The organism is Mixta mediterraneensis (assembly GCF_030283135.1).
GTDB lineage: Bacteria > Pseudomonadota > Gammaproteobacteria > Enterobacterales > Enterobacteriaceae > Pantoea > Pantoea mediterraneensis.
The window spans coordinates 115,561-133,204 of record NZ_JASUAZ010000003.1 but is presented as its reverse complement, the minus strand read 5'-3'; the positions used below and the strand labels follow the sequence as shown (position 1 = coordinate 133,204).

Annotated in this window: 17 protein-coding genes; 4 read left to right on the top strand and 13 right to left on the bottom strand. The window is 52.8% G+C overall.

The features are described 5' to 3' along the window. Positions 1-55: 55 nt before the first annotated feature. The 6 genes from QRY16_RS03765 to QRY16_RS03740 form a co-directional block, all read right to left on the bottom strand. A complete protein-coding gene (locus QRY16_RS03765) occupies positions 56-1,195 on the bottom strand; it encodes a glycerate kinase (RefSeq protein ID WP_289775696.1) in 1,140 nt (379 codons plus the stop codon). 77 nt (positions 1,196-1,272) lie between these two features. Further along, positions 1,273-2,157 carry a 2-hydroxy-3-oxopropionate reductase gene (garR, locus tag QRY16_RS03760; RefSeq protein ID WP_193405913.1) on the bottom strand — a complete coding sequence of 295 codons (885 nt, stop codon included), beginning with the start codon at positions 2,155-2,157 and terminating at the stop codon, positions 1,273-1,275. Between the two features lie 19 nt (positions 2,158-2,176). Continuing rightward, positions 2,177-2,947, bottom strand: a complete 771-nt coding sequence (garL, locus tag QRY16_RS03755) for a 2-dehydro-3-deoxyglucarate aldolase (RefSeq protein ID WP_289775695.1) — start codon at positions 2,945-2,947, stop codon at positions 2,177-2,179. A 45-nt stretch (positions 2,948-2,992) separates the two neighbouring features. After that, complete coding sequence (gene gudD / locus QRY16_RS03750; protein ID WP_289775694.1) at positions 2,993-4,324, bottom strand: glucarate dehydratase; 1,332 nt, start codon at positions 4,322-4,324, stop codon at positions 2,993-2,995. Between the two features lie 10 nt (positions 4,325-4,334). After that, positions 4,335-5,681: an enolase C-terminal domain-like protein gene (locus tag QRY16_RS03745; protein WP_289775693.1), complete on the bottom strand. Its 1,347-nt coding sequence runs from the start codon at positions 5,679-5,681 to the stop codon at positions 4,335-4,337. A 9-nt stretch (positions 5,682-5,690) separates the two neighbouring features. After that, positions 5,691-7,037: an MFS transporter gene (locus tag QRY16_RS03740; RefSeq protein WP_289775692.1), complete on the bottom strand. Its 1,347-nt coding sequence runs from the start codon at positions 7,035-7,037 to the stop codon at positions 5,691-5,693. A 514-nt stretch (positions 7,038-7,551) separates the two neighbouring features. Here QRY16_RS03740 and garD point away from each other — a divergent pair. Further along, positions 7,552-9,111 carry a galactarate dehydratase gene (gene garD / locus QRY16_RS03735; protein ID WP_289775691.1) on the top strand — a complete coding sequence of 520 codons (1,560 nt, stop codon included), beginning with the start codon at positions 7,552-7,554 and terminating at the stop codon, positions 9,109-9,111. A gap of 36 nt (positions 9,112-9,147) precedes the next feature. Here the strand turns inward: garD and QRY16_RS03730 are convergent, their stop codons facing one another. The 4 genes from QRY16_RS03730 to syd form a co-directional block, all read right to left on the bottom strand. Further along, positions 9,148-9,594, bottom strand: coding sequence for a flavodoxin (locus tag QRY16_RS03730; RefSeq protein ID WP_289775690.1), 447 nt, complete (start codon positions 9,592-9,594; stop codon positions 9,148-9,150). A gap of 11 nt (positions 9,595-9,605) precedes the next feature. Next, positions 9,606-10,385, bottom strand: coding sequence for a tRNA pseudouridine(65) synthase TruC (gene truC, locus QRY16_RS03725; RefSeq protein ID WP_289775689.1), 780 nt, complete (start codon positions 10,383-10,385; stop codon positions 9,606-9,608). After that, positions 10,385-10,714, bottom strand: a complete 330-nt coding sequence (locus QRY16_RS03720) for a YqcC family protein (RefSeq protein ID WP_289775688.1) — start codon at positions 10,712-10,714, stop codon at positions 10,385-10,387. Before QRY16_RS03720 ends, truC begins: the two co-directional genes overlap by 1 nt. Before the next feature lie 583 nt (positions 10,715-11,297). Continuing rightward, positions 11,298-11,846, bottom strand: a complete 549-nt coding sequence (syd, locus tag QRY16_RS03715) for a SecY-interacting protein (protein WP_289775687.1) — start codon at positions 11,844-11,846, stop codon at positions 11,298-11,300. A 62-nt stretch (positions 11,847-11,908) separates the two neighbouring features. Here syd and queF point away from each other — a divergent pair, with 62 nt between their 5' ends. The 3 genes from queF (at position 11,909) to xni (ending at position 15,079) form a co-directional block, all read left to right on the top strand. Beyond that, a complete protein-coding gene (queF, locus tag QRY16_RS03710; protein WP_289775686.1) occupies positions 11,909-12,754 on the top strand; it encodes an NADPH-dependent 7-cyano-7-deazaguanine reductase QueF in 846 nt (281 codons plus the stop codon). 170 nt (positions 12,755-12,924) lie between these two features. Beyond that, positions 12,925-14,289: a nucleotide 5'-monophosphate nucleosidase PpnN gene (ppnN, locus tag QRY16_RS03705; RefSeq protein ID WP_289775685.1), complete on the top strand. Its 1,365-nt coding sequence runs from the start codon at positions 12,925-12,927 to the stop codon at positions 14,287-14,289. 34 nt (positions 14,290-14,323) lie between these two features. Then, the gene (gene xni, locus QRY16_RS03700) at positions 14,324-15,079 is read left to right on the top strand and encodes a flap endonuclease Xni (protein ID WP_289775684.1); all 756 of its coding nucleotides are present in this window, start codon (positions 14,324-14,326) and stop codon (positions 15,077-15,079) included. Between the two features lie 25 nt (positions 15,080-15,104). Here the strand turns inward: xni and rlmM are convergent, their stop codons facing one another. From rlmM to QRY16_RS03685, 3 genes are read right to left on the bottom strand one after another with little or no spacing between them, the layout of a single operon-like run. Beyond that, the gene (rlmM, locus tag QRY16_RS03695; protein WP_289775683.1) at positions 15,105-16,205 is read right to left on the bottom strand and encodes a 23S rRNA (cytidine(2498)-2'-O)-methyltransferase RlmM; all 1,101 of its coding nucleotides are present in this window, start codon (positions 16,203-16,205) and stop codon (positions 15,105-15,107) included. Further along, a complete protein-coding gene (locus QRY16_RS03690) occupies positions 16,198-16,593 on the bottom strand; it encodes a DUF423 domain-containing protein (protein WP_193405927.1) in 396 nt (131 codons plus the stop codon). The genes rlmM and QRY16_RS03690 overlap by 8 nt, the downstream gene beginning before the upstream one ends. A gap of 49 nt (positions 16,594-16,642) precedes the next feature. Continuing rightward, positions 16,643-17,560: a transcriptional regulator GcvA gene (locus tag QRY16_RS03685; protein WP_193405928.1), complete on the bottom strand. Its 918-nt coding sequence runs from the start codon at positions 17,558-17,560 to the stop codon at positions 16,643-16,645. Positions 17,561-17,644 lie beyond the last annotated feature (84 nt).

The window sequence follows — 17,644 nt, the reverse complement described above, 5'->3', positions numbered from 1 at the left end:
AACCTACAGTCTGGCCCTTGATCGCTAATCAGCGCTGGGCCAGCCCGTAAGCTTTCTACTTAAGTCCACCCATTTTCAGCGTTGCGGCCACATTGCGTGCTGTCAGGTGAACGTTTTTATCCGCATTTGCCAGTGCATCGTCCAGAGAGCAGATGCTATACAGCACGCTAAATACCGCATCCAGACCGTGTTCATGCACCACACCAACATCTGACGTTAAACTGCCTGCGATCCCGATGACCGGTTTATTAAAACGCTTCGCCACGCTCGCCACGCCAATCGGGACTTTGCCGTTGATACTCTGGCTGTCAATGCGCCCTTCGCCGGTGATCACCAAATCAGCATCGGTAACGTGCTCTGCCAGGCCAAGCGCCTCAGTGACAATTTCAATACCACGGCGCAAATCCGCCTGACAAAACGCATGCAGCGCGGCCCCCATCCCCCCCGCCGCGCCGCCACCAGGAATATGCAGCACGTCAATATCCAGATCGCGGTGAATAATCTGCGCGTAGTGCGTCAGCGCCTGATCAAGCTGCCTGACCAGTTCAGGCGTTGCCCCCTTCTGCGGGCCAAAGATCGCCGACGCGCCGTCATCGCCGGTCAAAGGATTAGTCACATCGCACGCCACTTCAAACCGGCACTGGTTTATTCGTGCGTCCAGCGCATCAATATCGATGCTGGCCAGCTCTGGCAGCGCGCCACCGCCATAACCAATCTCCCGGCCCTGTTTGTCCAGCAAGCGGGCACCCAGCGCCTGCATCATACCGGCACCGCCGTCATTAGTGGCGCTTCCCCCGATACCGATAATGATGTGCTCAACGCCCTTATTCAGTGCATTTTTGATCAGCTCGCCAGTGCCAAATGAGGTAGTGACCAGCGGATCACGCTGCGCCGCAGGCACTAATTCCAGCCCGCTGGCTGCCGCCATCTCGATATATGCGGTGCGCTCGTCACCCGAAAGACCATAAAAAGCGTCAACCTGCGCGCCAAGCGGGCCGGTCACCTTCAGCCTGACGATTTTTCCTTCCGTCGCCGCCACCATTGCCTCTACCGTGCCTTCGCCACCGTCAGCGACCGGTATTTTCACGTAATGCGCATCCGGGAAGATCTCACGGAATCCCGCTTCGATCGCCGACGCCACATCCAGGGCGGATAAACTCTCTTTATATGAATCCGGTGCGATAACGATTTTCATAGGCAATCCGAGCGCTGTTGATGGATTAAAAGGCTTAAGCAGGCCAGCCCGGTATCCGCAGATACCGGAACCGCGCTTTAGCGGGAAATCTCAACCTTCGCTAACTTTTCATAATAGCAGGCGAGCGCGCTATGGTCGGCGGTGCCCTGCCCCTCGTTACGCAGCGCCTGCATCATCTCCATCACGGCAGCGGTCAGCGGGAGTTGCGCGCCAATACCGTGCGACGTGTCGAGTGCATTGGCAAGATCCTTGATGTGTAGATCGATACGAAAACCCGGCTTGAAATTACGATCCATCACCATCGGCGCTTTAGCATCCAGCACGGTACTGCCCGCCAGACCACCGCGAATCGCCTGGTAAACCAGATCTGGATTTACTCCCGCTTTGGTTGCCAGTGACAGCGCTTCAGACATCGCAGCAATATTCAGAGCAACAATCACCTGGTTCGCCAGCTTGGTGACATTCCCTGCCCCAATATCGCCGGTATGCACCACCGATCCCGCCATGGTTTTCATGATGTCGTAGCACTGATCGAATACCGCCTGGTCACCTCCCACCATCACCGATAAGGTGCCTTCGATAGCTTTGGGTTCGCCGCCACTGACTGGCGCGTCCAGCATTTTAATCTGCTTTTCAGCAAGCGCATCGTGAATTTCACGGCTTGCCAGCGGCGCAATCGAGCTCATATCAATGACGATCAGGCCCGGCTTTGCCCCCTCAATAATGCCGTTTTCCCCCAGGCAAACGTCTTTTACCTGCGGCGAATTCGGCACCATGGTAATCACTACGTCAACCTGCTCAGCGACCTCTTTTGGCGTTTTTGCCACGGTCGCGCCAAGTTCAACCAGTTCCGCTTCGTTCTCAACGTTATGATCGCGCACCACCAGCGTATAGCCCGCTTTTACCAGGTTTTTACTCATCGGTTTGCCCATAATGCCCAGGCCGATAAATCCAATTTTCATTGCGTTACCCCTTCGTTGATTACTGCTTAAATTTGTCGCACAGCGCCTGCGTGGCGTTGCGGAACACCCCTAAGTCGCTGCCGACAGCAACAAAGCTCGCGCCCCATTCCAGATAGCGGCGTGCATCGGCTTCTACAGGGGCCAGAATACCGCCTGGTTTACCCGCAGCCCTGGCGCGTTCAAATATGTATTTAATGACCTTCAGCACTTCCGGGTGCGCCGGTTGGCCAAGGTAACCCAGCGCCGCAGAGAGATCGCCGGGACCGACAAAAATGCCGTCTACGCCCTCAACCGCAGCGATGGCATCAATGTTGTCCACCGCCTGCTGCGTTTCAATCTGTACCAGCACCGTAATGTTGTCATTGATGCTGGTGTTGTAATCCGCCAGCGTGCCGTACATGTTGCTACGGTGCGAAACCGATACGCCGCGAATACCTGCCGGTGGATAGCGCGTGGAGGCCACCGCCTGAATCGCCTCTTTTTCTGTCTCGACAAACGGCACGAGGAAATTGTAAAAACCAATATCCAGCAAACGTTTAATAATAACCGGCTCATTGCATGGCGGACGCACCACCGGCGCGCTGTGACTGCCTTTCAGCGCCATCAGCTGCGGAATAAATGTCGTGATGTCGTTAGGTGCGTGTTCACCATCCAGCACCAGCCAGTCAAATCCGGCCAGCCCTAAGACTTCAGTGGTGAGCGGGTTTGCCAGCGCGCACCAGCTACCAATCAGGGTTTCCCCCGCCAGTAAACGACGACGAAAGCTATTCGGCCAGGCTGCATTGCTCATGGTTTTACTCCTGTTATATTGGCTCCCGTGCGGGAGCCAAAAAAGTTAGCGCACAAGGCATGGGCGTTTATTGTCAAAACTCCAGCCTGGCACCAGGAACTGCATCGCCTGCGCATCATCACGTGCACCCAGACCGTGTTTTTGATAGAGCGCATTGGCTTGCATCACTTGATCCATATCCAGCTCAACGCCCAGTCCCGGCTTTTGCGGCACCTGTACCATGCCGCCTTTGATCTGGAATGGCTCTTTGGTCAGGCGCTGATTGCCCTCCTGCCAAATCCAGTGCGTATCAATAGCGGTAATCGCGCCCGGCGCGGCGGCGGCAACGTGGGTAAACATTGCCAGGGAAATATCAAAGTGATTGTTGGAGTGCGAACCCCATGTCAGGCCAAAATCGTGACACATTTGCGCCACGCGCACCGACCCCTGCATCGTCCAGAAATGCGGATCGGCCAGCGGAATATCCACTGATTGCAGGGAAATGGTGTGGCCCATTTGTCGCCAGTCGGTAGCGATCATATTGGTCGCGGTCTGCATACCGGTGGCACGCCGGAACTCTGCCATCACCTCGCGGCCCGAATATCCCTGCTCCGCACCGCACGGATCTTCTGCATATGCCAGCACGTCTTTCAGCTGTTTACCCAGCAGAATCGCTTCGTTGAGCGACCATGCGCCGTTCGGATCAAGCGTGATGCGTGCTGTAGGGAAGCGTTTTGCCAGCGCAGTCACCGCTTCAGCTTCTTCGCCACCGCGCAGCACGCCACCTTTCAGTTTGAAATCGTTGAAGCCATATTTTTCATACGCGGCTTCAGCCAGACGCACCACGCTGTCTGGCGTCAAGGCTTCTTCATGGCGCAGGCGATACCAGTCGCATTTGTCATTTTCCTGGCTTTGATACGGCAACGACGTTTTCTGGCGATTACCGATATAAAACAGATACCCGAGCATTTCAACACGGTCGCGCTGTTGTCCGTCCCCCAGTAAAGAGGCCACATTGACGCCTAAGTGCTGGCCGAGCAGATCAAGCAATGCGGCTTCAATACCGGTGACGACATGAATGGTGGTACGCAGGTCAAAGGTCTGGTTACCACGCCCGTTTGTATCCCGGTCAGCAAAGGTGCTGCGCACCAGATTAAGGATATTTTTGTACTCGCCGACGGTTTTGCCAGCCACCAGTGAAGCGGCATCTTCCAGCGTCTGGCGGATCTTCTCCCCACCGGGAATTTCTCCTACCCCCGTGTGTCCGGCGTTATCTTTGATGATGACAATGTTACGGGTGAAAAACGGTGAGTGCGCCCCGCTGAGGTTTAGCAACATGCTGTCGTATCCGGCAACCGGAATCACCTGCATGGATGTGACGGTAGGTGTAGAACTCATCTCCTGCTCCTTACGCTGTCGCACGGCCAAATGCCGGGCGTTTACGGTCGAATGTCCAACCTGGCATCAGATATTGCATTGCCGTGGCGTCGTTACGCGCCCCGGCAGGCAGTGATTTGTACAGCTCGTTGGCCTTACGCAACTGCTCCCAGTCCAGCTCAATACCAAGGCCTGGCGCGTCCGGCACGGCGATTTTGCCATTGCGGATCTGCAAGGGATTTTGAGTCAGGCGCTGGTCGCCCTCCTGCCAAATCCAGTGCGTATCTATCGCTGTTGGTTTACCTGGCGCCGCAGCGCCCACATGGGTAAACATCGCCAGCGAAATATCGAAGTGATTATTGGAGTGACAGCCCCACGTCAGACCCCACTCGTCACAGAGCTGTGCGACACGTACCGCGCCACTCAGCGTCCAGAAGTGGGGATCGGCCAGCGGAATTTCTACTGCATTCAACATCACCGCATGGTTTAATTCGCGCCAGTTGGTAGCGATCATGTTGGTCGCCACCGGCAAGCCGGTTGCGCGACGGAATTCAGCCATCTCTTCACGACTGGAGTAGCCTTGCTCAGCGCCACAGGGATCTTCTGCATAAGTCAGTACGTCCTGCATGCCCTTGCATAACCCGATGGCTTCGTCCAGTAACCAGGCCCCATTGGGATCGACAGTGATACGAGCGCCTGGAAAGCGCTTTTTCAGCGCGACTGCTGTTTCAATTTCCTGCTCGCCCGGCAGTACGCCCCCTTTGAGTTTAAAATCTTTGAAGCCGTATTTATCCTGCGCGGCTTCGGCTAAACGAACCACCGAAGCGCTGTTGAGCGCTTCCTGATGACGCAGGTGATACCAGTCATGGCTGGCGTTCTCGCCGCTAAGATAAGGCAAATCCGTTTTACGACGATCGCCGAGGTAAAACAGGTAGCCCAGCACCGTGACGTCATCGCGCTGTTTGCCCGGCCCGAGCAGCTCCGCCACCGGCACGCCAAGGCACTGTCCAAGCAGATCGAGTAGCGCGGCTTCTAGTGCAGCAACCGCATTAACGCGCAGTTCAAAGGTCCATGCGCCGTTACCAAAGGTATCGAAATCGGCCGACTGGTTGCCTTTATGTACCTGCTGTACCAGACGATTCATGCGTGCAATCTGTTGACCTTTAACCTGCGGGATAGCCTCTGTCAGCGTCTGGTAAATGGTTTCACCGCCCGGCGCCTCACCCACGCCGGTGTGCCCGGCGCTATCAGTCAGCACCACGATATTACGGGTAAAGCAGGCATTGTGCGCGCCACCAATATTCAGCAACATGCTGTCGTAACCGGCTACCGGAATCACCTGCATGTCAGTGATAACCGGCGTACTTTTCGTATTCATAGTGCGTCCTTATGTTCGGTGTTTCAGTTCGATACGCTTGATGTCGTCCACCAGCACCAGGTAACTCATCACTGCGACAAATGCATGGATACCGACATAAATCAGCGCGCCGTTGTAGGAGCCGTTAATCGCAATGATGTAACCAATCGCAATCGGCGTGATGATGCCGGAGGCGTTACCAAACATGTTGAACAGGCCGCCGCTCAGGCCGCTGATCTCTTTTGGCGCCGTATCCGCCATCACCGCCCAACCCAGAGCGCCAATGCCTTTACCGAAGAACGCCAGCGCCATAAAGAACACCACCACCCACTCTGTATCGACGTAATTACACACCACCATTGAGATGGAAAGCAGCATGCCGAGCACGATAGGCGTTTTACGCGCAATGTTCAGCGAGCCGGTTTTACGCATCAGCCAGTCTGAAATGACGCCGCCCAGCACGCCGCCGACAAAGCCGCACACTGCGGGAATCGAGGCGATAAAGCCCGCTTTCAAAATTGACATGCCGCGCGCCTGCACCAAATAAATCGGGAACCAGGTAATAAAAAAGTAGGTTAAGGCGTTAATGCAATACTGACCGAGATAGACGCCAATCATCATGCGCGAGCTAAGCAGCTGTTTAATCTGAAACCACTTCTCCTTCCAGCTGACTCGCTGCTGCTCTTTCTTTTGATCCATATTGATCAGCGCGCCGCCCTGCTCCATGTATTCCAGCTCCGCCTTGTTAACACGCGGATGATCGTTGGGATCGTGGATCACTTTCAGCCAGATCAGGCTCAACAGAATGCCGAGTCCCCCCATAAACCAGAACACGTGCGCCCAACCGACTTGTGACGTTAACCAACCCATGATGGGGGCAAAAATCACCGTGGCGAAGTACTGCGCCGAGTTGAAAATCGCCACTGCTGTTCCACGCTCCTGCGCCGGAAACCAGGCCGCGACGATACGACTGTTGCCAGGGAAAGAAGGCGCTTCCGCCAGGCCAACCATAAAACGCAGCATGAACAGCGCGACGACGATGGTATAGCCGCTGAAGAGACCAACGAAGCCTTGTAGCAGGGTAAACATCGACCAGAGAAATATGCTGCAGAAATAAACACGTTTTGAGCCGAAACGATCCAGTAACCAACCGCCCGGTATTTGACCGATCACGTAAGCCCAGGAAAAGGCAGAGAAGATGTAGCCTAATCCAACCGGATCAAGACCAATATCTTTTGCCATTGCCGACCCTGCAATGGACAGCGTGGCCCGGTCTCCGTAGTTGAATGAGGTGACGATAAACAACATCACCACAATCCAGTAGCGCGCATTAGTACGTTTTTGTACCGATTCTGCGGCCTGGCTGTAACTATTCATGATGCACTCCTGAAATATAGCGGTAGCTACATTCGCTCTGACCGCATACACATCGCGTTGGGTATCAGAGAGAAGTTGGGTTAAACACGGCGATTTTGTTATTGGCAAACCGATAGTGCGTCGTGACACATAACCTAACGTTGGATAACGAAAATCAGTATAAGAACAGGATTTCGCACTGACACTGGAAGAACGCCTGAGAATAATGTGGAGTTGATGCCAATTATCTGGCATTTGCACATAACGCTGCGGCGCGGCTCACGGAACATGGAAATAGTTCGTTGAACAGATGCTAAAGGCCGCAGTGATAAAAAGCTTTGTGAGACTCTTCACTTGCTTTTAGCCGTTTTCACTAAAACAGAGCTGTAAATTGCCTTAAAGCCAGACAATTGCACAATGCATGGCGAGATACCTCTCCTTATACTGAAGCCAGCAATCCCGAGCGAGTGACAAGACAAGTAGCATCATTACACCGCGCCGCAAAAGTACGGCGCGAACGACTGGAAGGTGAGCGATGACCCCGAACCCGACTGAACAGCCGCTCTATATCAAGGTGCATGAAGCGGATAACGTCGCCATTGTGGTGAACAATCAAGGTTTACCCGCAGGCACGACTTTTGCCGATGGCCTGACATTGACCGAACATGTGCCGCAAGGCCATAAAGTGGCGCTGAGCGCCATCGCTGAAGCAAGCGAGATTGTGCGCTACGGCGAAATTATTGGTTACGCGTTGCGTGATATTGCACAAGGCAGCTGGATTGATGAATCGTTGGTGGCACTCCCCGAAGCCCCCCCACTGGCCAGCCTGCCGCTGGCGAATAATATTCCCCCTGATCTGCCCGCGCTTGAAGGTTACACATTTGAAGGCTACCGCAACACGGATGGCAGCGTTGGCACGCGTAATCTGCTGGGTATTACCACCAGCGTGCATTGCGTGGCGGGCGTGGTAGATTTTGTGGTTCAGCGAATTGAACGCGATCTGCTGCCTAAATATCCCAATGTCGATGGTGTGGTGGCGCTCAATCACCTTTACGGCTGCGGTGTGGCGATCAACGCGCCCGCTGCGGTCGTACCGATCCGCACCATTCACAATCTGGCGCTAAACGCTAACTTCGGTGGTGAGGTGATGATTGTGAGCCTGGGCTGTGAAAAGTTGCAGCCTGAGCGTCTGCTGACCGGCACGCCTGATGTACAGACCATCTCGCTGGATGACAATGATATTGTGCGCCTGCAGGATGAAAAGCTGGTGGGATTTGGCGCGATGATCGATGAGATTTTGCAGGTGGCAGAACGTCATTTAAAACGCCTTAATCAGCGTCAACGCGAAACCTGTCCGGCATCCGAGCTTATCGTTGGCATGCAGTGCGGTGGGAGCGATGCATTTTCCGGCGTGACTGCTAATCCCGCGGTCGGGTTTGCCTCCGATTTACTGGTACGCTGTGGCGCGACGGTGATGTTTTCTGAAGTCACTGAGGTGCGTGATGCTATCCACCTGTTAACGCCGCGCGTAATAAATGAAGACGTGGGTAAACGTCTGCTGGAAGAGATGACGTGGTATGACGATTATCTCGATCAGGGGCAAACCGATCGCAGTGCGAATCCTTCGCCGGGCAATAAAAAAGGCGGTCTGGCAAATGTAGTAGAAAAGGCACTGGGATCGATTGCTAAATCGGGCCGTAGTCCAATTGTCGAAGTGCTGTCGCCTGGCCAGCGGCCAACACGTCGTGGATTGATTTACGCCGCGACGCCCGCCAGTGATTTTATCTGCGGCACCCAACAGATGGCGTCTGGTATTACGTTGCAGGTGTTTACTACCGGGCGCGGAACGCCTTATGGCCTGGCGGCGATCCCGGTGATTAAAATGGCGACGCGTAATGCACTGGCGCAGCGCTGGCATGATCTGATGGACATCAATGCCGGGACGATTGCAACTGGCGAAGAGACGATTGAGCAGGTGGGCAGGCGTCTGTTTGAATTGATTCTGGACATTGCCAGCGGCCGAAAGCAAACCTGGTCAGATCGCTGGGGAATTCGTAATCAGCTGGCAGTGTTTAATCCAGCGCCAGTGACGTGATAAGAGTTGCGCGCTTATTTGCAAGCGCGCAACTCGCTATAGCAATTTACCCCAGGCTTCTACCCACGGCGAGGTGACTGTTTCTGGTTCAGGATCTTCTGCCGCATCCACCAGCAATACCTCACCCACCCGTTGCGCGCCTTGTTCCTGCAAAAGGGCGTCAAATGTTTTTCCGGCACCACAAAAGTGATCGTAGCTGCTGTCACCTAACGCAATCACGCCGTAGCGTAGCGTTGGCTGATGACCTAATTTATCTTTCACACCGTTAACCAGATCGGCAATGCTGTCTGGGAAATCGCCCTGGCCGGTGGTAGACGTTATCACTAGCGCCACATCAGTGCTGTAATCCTGCCACTGCGCCAGTGTCGGATCTTCAAACACGTTTACTTCATGCCCTTGCTCTTGCAAAATCGGCCCGGCTTCTTCTGCCACCAGCAGCGCGTTGCCGTACACCGTGCCCACAAAAATGCCTATCTTCGCCATGAGCGCTCTCCTTATTCTGAACGGTTATCCTGGCTTGGCTCTGGCACAAACTCAACCCTCGGAACGTCAGGGATTAAATCCTGCCAGCCAAACTGGTTCATCAGGTTTTGCCACACGGAATCCAGCCCGGCGCGAATCAACAAGGATTCACCCGTTACAGGATGCGTGAGTGACAGGCTGCTGGCGTGCAGCATTAATCGGTTCGCTCCAAAATGTTGGGCTGCACCACGATTTTGTTTGAGATCGCCGTGCGTGCTGTCGCCAATCATCGGATGACGCAGGTGCGACATATGGCGACGTAGCTGATGTTTACGTCCCGTCTTTGGCGACAATTCGACCAGGCTATAACGCGAAGTTGGGTAGCGGCCAACCGGCACGGGCATTTCTACCTTTGCCAGCGCCTGATAATCTGTCAATGCAGGCTGGGCGATACGCGTTTCGCTGGCAAATTTATCGGCAATTTTATCCCGCTCTTCCATCAGCGGGTAATCCAGCGTGCCGCTGCTTTCCAGCCAGCCGCGCAGTACCGCATGATAGGTTTTTTGCACCTGATGCTGTTCAAACTGTTGCGAAAGCAGACGTCCGACTTCGCTGGATAAGCCCATCAGCAGCACGCCGGAGGTGGGCCGATCAAGACGATGAACGGTAAATACGTGCTGACCAATCTGGTCGCGTACCGTCTGCATAACAAAGACTTTCTCATGACGATCCAGCCAACTGCGATGTACCAGCCAACCAGCCGGCTTATTCACCGCCACCAGCCACTCATCCTGATAGAGAATTTCTAACATCAGACGGTATCATCCATAAACAGCGCGTCGAGTTGACGCAGCGTAAGTAATAACAGCGGGCGGCCTGGCAGGGTTAGGGTTAACGCCATTTCAAAATACGGTGCGATAGCAAAATTCTGCGGCAGCGGATGTTGCGCGGCGATTAAAGCATGCATGCGGGGAATGAGCACCCATTGCAACCATTCCAGCGGCTCAAGCGTGTCGAGACAAAAGGGTTCGCGACTCTCAAAGGCGCTGGCATGGGGAGATGTGCTTTGCCAGAGATTGTGCTCACGCATCACCGCTTCAACCTGCTCCAGCCGTTGCGTAATCAGTGGTGCTGATGTCATGCACTACCTCCAGCGAGCAATAAAAGGGCGGCAAGCATATCATTTGTTAGCGTTGGGACAAAAAAAAGGAGCACTGTATAAACAGTGCTCCCGGTTCGTTTGCAGCTTTCCTGCTACGTTTATGCTCCCTGCTCTTCCATGACAACTGGTCCACATGCCGTTCCTGCCGCCCATCTTCCTAATGGATCCTTAAGCGTCCTAGCCCGCCACCTCTTCTGAGGGGCTCTCATTCTCCATCCTGGAGGTGTCCCTGACTCAATCCTGAGTGTCCTGCTTCATCCTGAAGCCTTCCTTGTGCCGTAAGCTCCGTTACGTTCCTGCCTCCTGGCTTAACGTCATCCTGACGATACTTTTTCCGTAGCATCCTGCTGGTGTGAAACATTCTGCCACAATGTCTGACACAAACAAGGTACTAAAAAAGTTACGCCAAATTCTTATTATCCTCATTTCAGACAACTGCCATTAAGTTGATGATTCACAATCTTTTACTTTACAGCCATCCAGACGGCTCTGTTATTTTAAGATGATCTCTTACAGCACTTGTAAGAGAAATCGCGCAGAATAAAAAGCCGATTTCTGCAAATCACCCACTAACTGGTTGTAAAGTCTTAAGAAAAATCTCAATGTTGTCAGCTAATATCTGTCGCTGCTTACGGCCTGGCTGTTCAAGGATAATCTCGCCGCTTAAATTACACAGCGAAACGATCTCTTCTTCCGAGGCGGTTGTGGCAATAAACAGCGTGGGAGAAAGTTTTAAACGCCGCTTCATGATTAAATGCCCGATCAAGTTTTCCTGTAAACGCAGAAAATCATCTTCACTCCAGGCCTGTAAGAGAGTCAGGGAGTGGTGCTCAAAGCGCGCCTGCATATCACCCGCAAACTGGCTGGTATAGAATGTGGTGATTGCCGGTTGCAGTTGAATATCCACCGCTCTTTCCACAGCATCAAGCGAAGGCCGCAAGCTGAACGGCTGCGGTTGCCATAGCACGCTGTCGTCGCGCTCTTCCGTAATACAAGGCGATGGAATCCCTGCCAGCTCAGCGCTGGCGGGGGCATGACCATAATGCTGTTGCCAGAGCTGGCAGTAACGGGCGGTAAAGTCGCGTAGCGCTTCAGCAATTTGCTGCATCATTCATATTCTCACTTCCGATGGGTTACACTTATCCACTTTGATTAATTTTGATGGAAACCGCTATGTCTTTTCACGAACAAGATCAGGCGCTGAACAACCTGACGCTGGGCAAGCCCACAGCCTATCACGATCGCTACGACAATAGCCTGCTGCAGGCAGTGCCACGTAGCCTGAACCGTGAACCCTTAGGACTTTTCCCCGACAGCCTGCCGTTTTCCGGTGCAGACATTTGGACGCTGTACGAGCTTTCCTGGCTCAACAGCAAAGGCCTGCCACAGGTTGCCGTTGGCGAAGTGGTGCTCAATGCAAACAGTCAACATCTTATCGAGTCGAAAAGCTTCAAGCTTTATCTTAACAGTTTTAACCAGACCAGATTTGCTGACTGGGGCGAAGTGCGTCAGACACTGGAGCGCGATCTGAGCGCCTGTGCAAAAGGTGAAGTACGTGTTGCGCTATTTAGGCTCAATGAAGTTGAAGGCCAGCCAATTGGTCATTTCAATGGATATTGTATTGATGAGCAGGACATTGAAGTTGAAGATTATCGCTTCAATGCTGACTATTTAGCCGATGCTACCGGCAGTGAAATTATAGAGGAAACGCTGGTTAGCCATTTGCTGAAATCCAATTGCCTTATTACTAACCAGCCCGACTGGGGCTCGGTGATGATTCGCTATAAAGGCCCGCGTCTTGATCGTGAAAAGCTGCTGCGTTATTTGATTTCTTTCCGCCAGCATAATGAATTTCATGAACAATGTGTTGAGCGCATCTTCAATGATGTGTTGCGCTTTTGCCATCCGGAAGCGTTGACGGTATATGCGCGCTATACCCGACGCGGTGGTTTAGATATTAATCCGTGGCGCAGCAATGTTCCCTTTTCTCCGGCTTACTCACGTCTGGTTCGTCAATAGATTGCGAGATCTCTCGCAGGCTGTGCTTAACCTGCACAGTTCCACTTGAGCTATTCCAGCGGACAAGGCTACTCTGAACACGGCGGCAAACGGTAAGTTTGCCGACCAGGGATTTTCGTCACTGTCATTACAGTGTCAACAATCACCCAGGCGGGTGTAAAGGAGTTCATTTGATTACCCATATCAGCCCCCTTGGCTCGATGGATCTGCTCTCCCAGCTGGAAGTCGATATGCTGAAACGCACGGCCAGCAGCGATCTTTATCAACTATTTCGTAATTGTTCACTCGCCGTGCTCAATTCAGGTAGCCAGACCGACAGCAGTCATGAGCTGCTTTCCCGCTTTGAAAATTTCGACATTAATGTGTTGCGCCGTGAACGTGGGGTGAAGCTTGAACTGATCAACCCGCCGGAAGAGGCATTTGTTGACGGACGCATCATTCGCTCGTTACAAGCCAACCTGTTTGCGGTATTACGCGACATTCTGTTTGTCAGCGGTCAGTTTTCCGGGTCAGGACGTTTTCAACATGCTGACGCCGATGATTCGGCCAACATCACTAATACGGTATTTTCAATCCTGCGTAATGCGCGTGCGCTGCACGTTGGCGAATACCCCAACACCGTGGTGTGCTGGGGCGGCCATTCAATTAACGCGGTTGAATATCAATATTGCCGCAACGTCGGCACCCAACTGGGCCTGCGTGAGCTGAATATTTGTACCGGCTGTGGACCCGGCGTGATGGAAGCGCCGATGAAAGGGGCGGCGGTAGGACACGCTCAGCAACGCTATCGTGACAGCCGTTTTATTGGCTTAACTGAGCCATCCATTATTGCGGCAGAGCCACCAAACCCGCTGGTGAACGAACTGATCATCATGCCGGATATTGAAAAACGCCTTGAAGCCTTTGTTCGTATCGCACACGGCATCATTATTTTTCCAGGCGGTGTGGGTACAGCAGAAGAGCTGCTCTATCTGCTGGGCATTATGATGAATCCACAGAACAGCGATCAGGTCTTACCGCTGATTTTGACCGGCCCCAGCGAGAGCGCTGACTACTTCCGCGTATTGGATGATTTCATTGTCAGCACCCTGGGCGAACCTGCTCGTAAGCACTATAAAATCATCATTGACGATGCTGCTGAAGTCGCGCGCCTGATGAAAAAAGCGATGCCGCAGGTGAAGGAGTATCGTCGTGAAACCGGCGACGCTTACAGTTTCAACTGGTCGATTCGCATTGCGCAAAATTTGCAGGTGCCGTTTATGCCTACCCATGAAAACATGGCAAACCTCAACTTATATACTCACCAGCCAGCGGAAAAACTGGCGGCCGATCTACGCCGTGCCTTCTCTGGTATCGTCGCCGGTAATGTAAAAGAGGTAGGCATTCGTGAAATCCGTGAAAAAGGTCCGTATCAGCTTCACGGGGATGCCGACATTATGCATCGCATGGACGAACTGTTGCAGGGCTTCGTTGCCCAGCACCGCATGAAGCTGCCGGGAACCGCTTATATTCCCTGCTATGAAATCATTAAATAAATCAGGAGGCAGTCTACAGGCTGCCTGAATTCACATGTCTTTTCATCTTCTCATCGTTGATGCGCTGAACCTTATTCGTCGTTTGCATGCCGTGCAAGGTTCACCTTGTGTTGAAGGTTGCGTGGCGGCGCTGCGTCAGTTGCTGGCACATACGCGACCTACCCATGTTGTCGCCGTATTCGATAGCGAAATCCGCCATCAGGGCTGGCGACATAATTTATTGCCGGATTATAAAAACGGACGCCCACCGATGCCGGAAGATTTACAAGCAGAAATGCCCGCGCTACAAAACGCATTTCGCGCCGCAGGCGTTAGCTGCTGGGTTGCCGGACAGGATGAAGCCGATGATTTAGCCGCTACCCTGGCGGTAAAAATGGCGCAGGCTGGTCATCAGGCCACGATTGTATCCACCGACAAAGGATATTGTCAGCTGCTGGCTCCGGCGATCCGCATCCGCGATTATTTTCAAAAACGTTGGCTGGATGTCCCTTTTATTGAAGCGGAATTTGGCGTTGCGCCACAGCTTTTGCCAGATTACTGGGGATTGTGTGGTATCAGTAGCAGCAAAATTCCAGGAATCACCGGTATCGGCCCCAAAAGTGCTAAAGAATTATTACAGCGGTTTGGTTCGCTGGAAGGTATTTATCAGCAGCTGGATCAGGTACCCACCAAATGGCGCAATAAACTCCAGGCGGAACAGCAGATGGCGCAAATCAGTCGTCAGGTCGCAACGCTAAAACAAGATTTAGCGTTGCAGGGCAACTTAAAAACGCTGCGTTACGAAAGCTGAGTGCCGTAGCACTCAGCCCTAAAAATTAACGTTCGTCGCGACGCCCGCCCGCTGCCGCCCAGATACGACGAATATGTACCGTTACTTCTTCACGATCGTGATAAAGCTGGCGTGCACGGATCTGAGCATTAATGCCGTTCTCCTGCAGCTTTTCTTCCATCATCGCCAGGTTTTGCGTCACTTCTTCATAACGCTTTTTCATTGGCAGCTTCAGATTGAATATCGCTTCACGGCACCAGCCATTTACCACCCATTCTGTCATCAGGTTCGCCACGCGTACCGGTTTTTCCACCATGTCGCAGACCAGCCAGCTGATATTGCTGCGTGGTGGACGGAATTTAAAGCCGTCTGCGCGCTCATGCATAACCTGACCGGTGTCCATCAGAGCCGGTGCCATGGGGCCATTATCCACGGCATAAACCATCATGCTGCGCTTTACTAACTGATAGGTCCAGCCGCCAGGACATGCACCGAGATCGACGGCATACATGCCGCTCGCTAAGCGTTCATCCCACTCATCTGCCGGAATAAAGACATGAAAAGCTTCTTCCAGCTTCAGCGTTGAACGACTTGGCGCATCAGAAGGGAACCTGAGACGCGGGATCCCCATATAGAAAGGTGAGCTGTTTTCCGGATAGGAATACCCTACATAGCAGGTCCCCGGTGCGATGAAAAAGACATGCACCACCGGACGTTTTGGGCTTTCGTAATTCAACAGGATTTTGTGGTCACGTAGACTGGCACGCAGCGGCACGGTAAACTTGCGGCAGAATTTGGTTAGCTCTTTGGCTTCGTTAGTATCCGGCACTTCCACACGCAGTTCGCCGCCCTTCTCAACCACGCCAGTGAGCATCCCGACAACCGGTGAGATACGATCTTCCTGCGGCAGGTCACACAACAGTTCGCCGACAACTAACATCTGGCGAGCAAAAATTAGCTGATCAAAAGGCAAATCCCGGACCAGACGATCGGCATCCTCATGCTGATAACATTCAAACAGCACATAACCTGACTCGTCTTTAACCCGCGGGAAGCCGTAGACTTCGCGCTCTGCAGCCTTTGCCGCAATTTCAGCGGCACACTCTTTTTCAAAGCCGGGACGGCAATACAGCAAAACTTTATTCATGGCGATCTGCCTTTCGTTTCAGACGCAGCGCGCCAATCAACATCAAAAACCAACCAACGAGAAAGCACAGCCCGCCAGCTGGGGTGACAAAAACCCAAAACTTCAAATGCGACAGCGCCAGGCAATACAGACTGCCGCTAAACAGCACAGTGCCCAGTGCCAGAAATGCACTACTCCAGTAAAACCAGATATTGGCGCGACGTAGCATCGCAGCGCCCAGTCCAGTCACCGCTAACGTGTGATAAGCCTGATACTCAAGCCCGGTGTGGATCCACGCCATTTCGGCGGGTCCAAGCGAGCGACTCAAAACATGGGCACCAAAAGCACCAAAAGCCACCAGTAAAAATCCACTGATGGCGGCAAAAATAAACATGGCACGACTGGACATCAAACTACCCTCAAGGTGTATCTGCACGTCGCTGTGCAGAAATCAACATTTACTGATCGTAGCGAAAGCGGAATTTTTCTTGTTCGGTTGCGGCTTTTGCCAGAATCCACTGACGAAAAGCGGCTATTTTACCCAGTTCTGCCTGACTGTCATGACAAACCAGATAAAAAGCATTTTTACTGACTAATACGTCATTGAACGGGCAAATCAGTCGCCCGGCTTCAATTTCGCTTTGCGCCATCACATTGTTCGCTAGCGCAACCCCCTGACCATGAATAGCGGCCTGTAAAACCATCGCGCTGTGGCTAAAAATCGGTCCTTGCTGAACGTTAATATGCTGCACACCCAGTTGACGAATATAGGATTGCCAGTCGCGACGCGAAGCATCATGCAACAAGGTAAAGCGCGACAGATCCAGGGGTGTTTTGAGCGGATTATCGCCAGTCATTAACGCGGGTGAGCAAACCGGTAACAGATATTCGGCATACAGCTTCTCAACACGTAAACCCGGCCAGTTGCCGCGCCCATAGAAAATAGCCACATCGACATCGTCGGCTAATTTTTCTTCATCGCGGTCAACAGCCTGGATACGCACATCGATTCCCGGATAAGCCATATTAAAGCTAGAGAGGCGCGGAACCAGCCACTGAATAGCGAAACTGGGCAACAGACTAACCGTCAATGCGCCTTTTGCGCTGCGGGCCTGTAATTTGCGCGTCGCTTCGTTAATCGCGGAAAAAATCTCCTTGATGTCTAAATAGTAGCTTTGCCCTTCTTCTGTTAGTAAAAGCGAACGATTCCTCCGGCGAAATAGCTTTAAGCCAAGGAAATCTTCCAGGGATTTTATCTGATGGCTTACAGCTGCCTGGGTGACAAATAGCTCTTCAGCCGCTTTTGTGAAACTTAAATGGCGCGCAGCTGCGTCAAAAACACGCAGTGCGTTAAGAGGAGGAAGACGTTTCGACATGGTTTTCCGTATCCGGACTGGCAGTAAATACCAAAGCTTATACAAAGCCTTTACGTATTAGAATTTTTAATCCGATACATTATA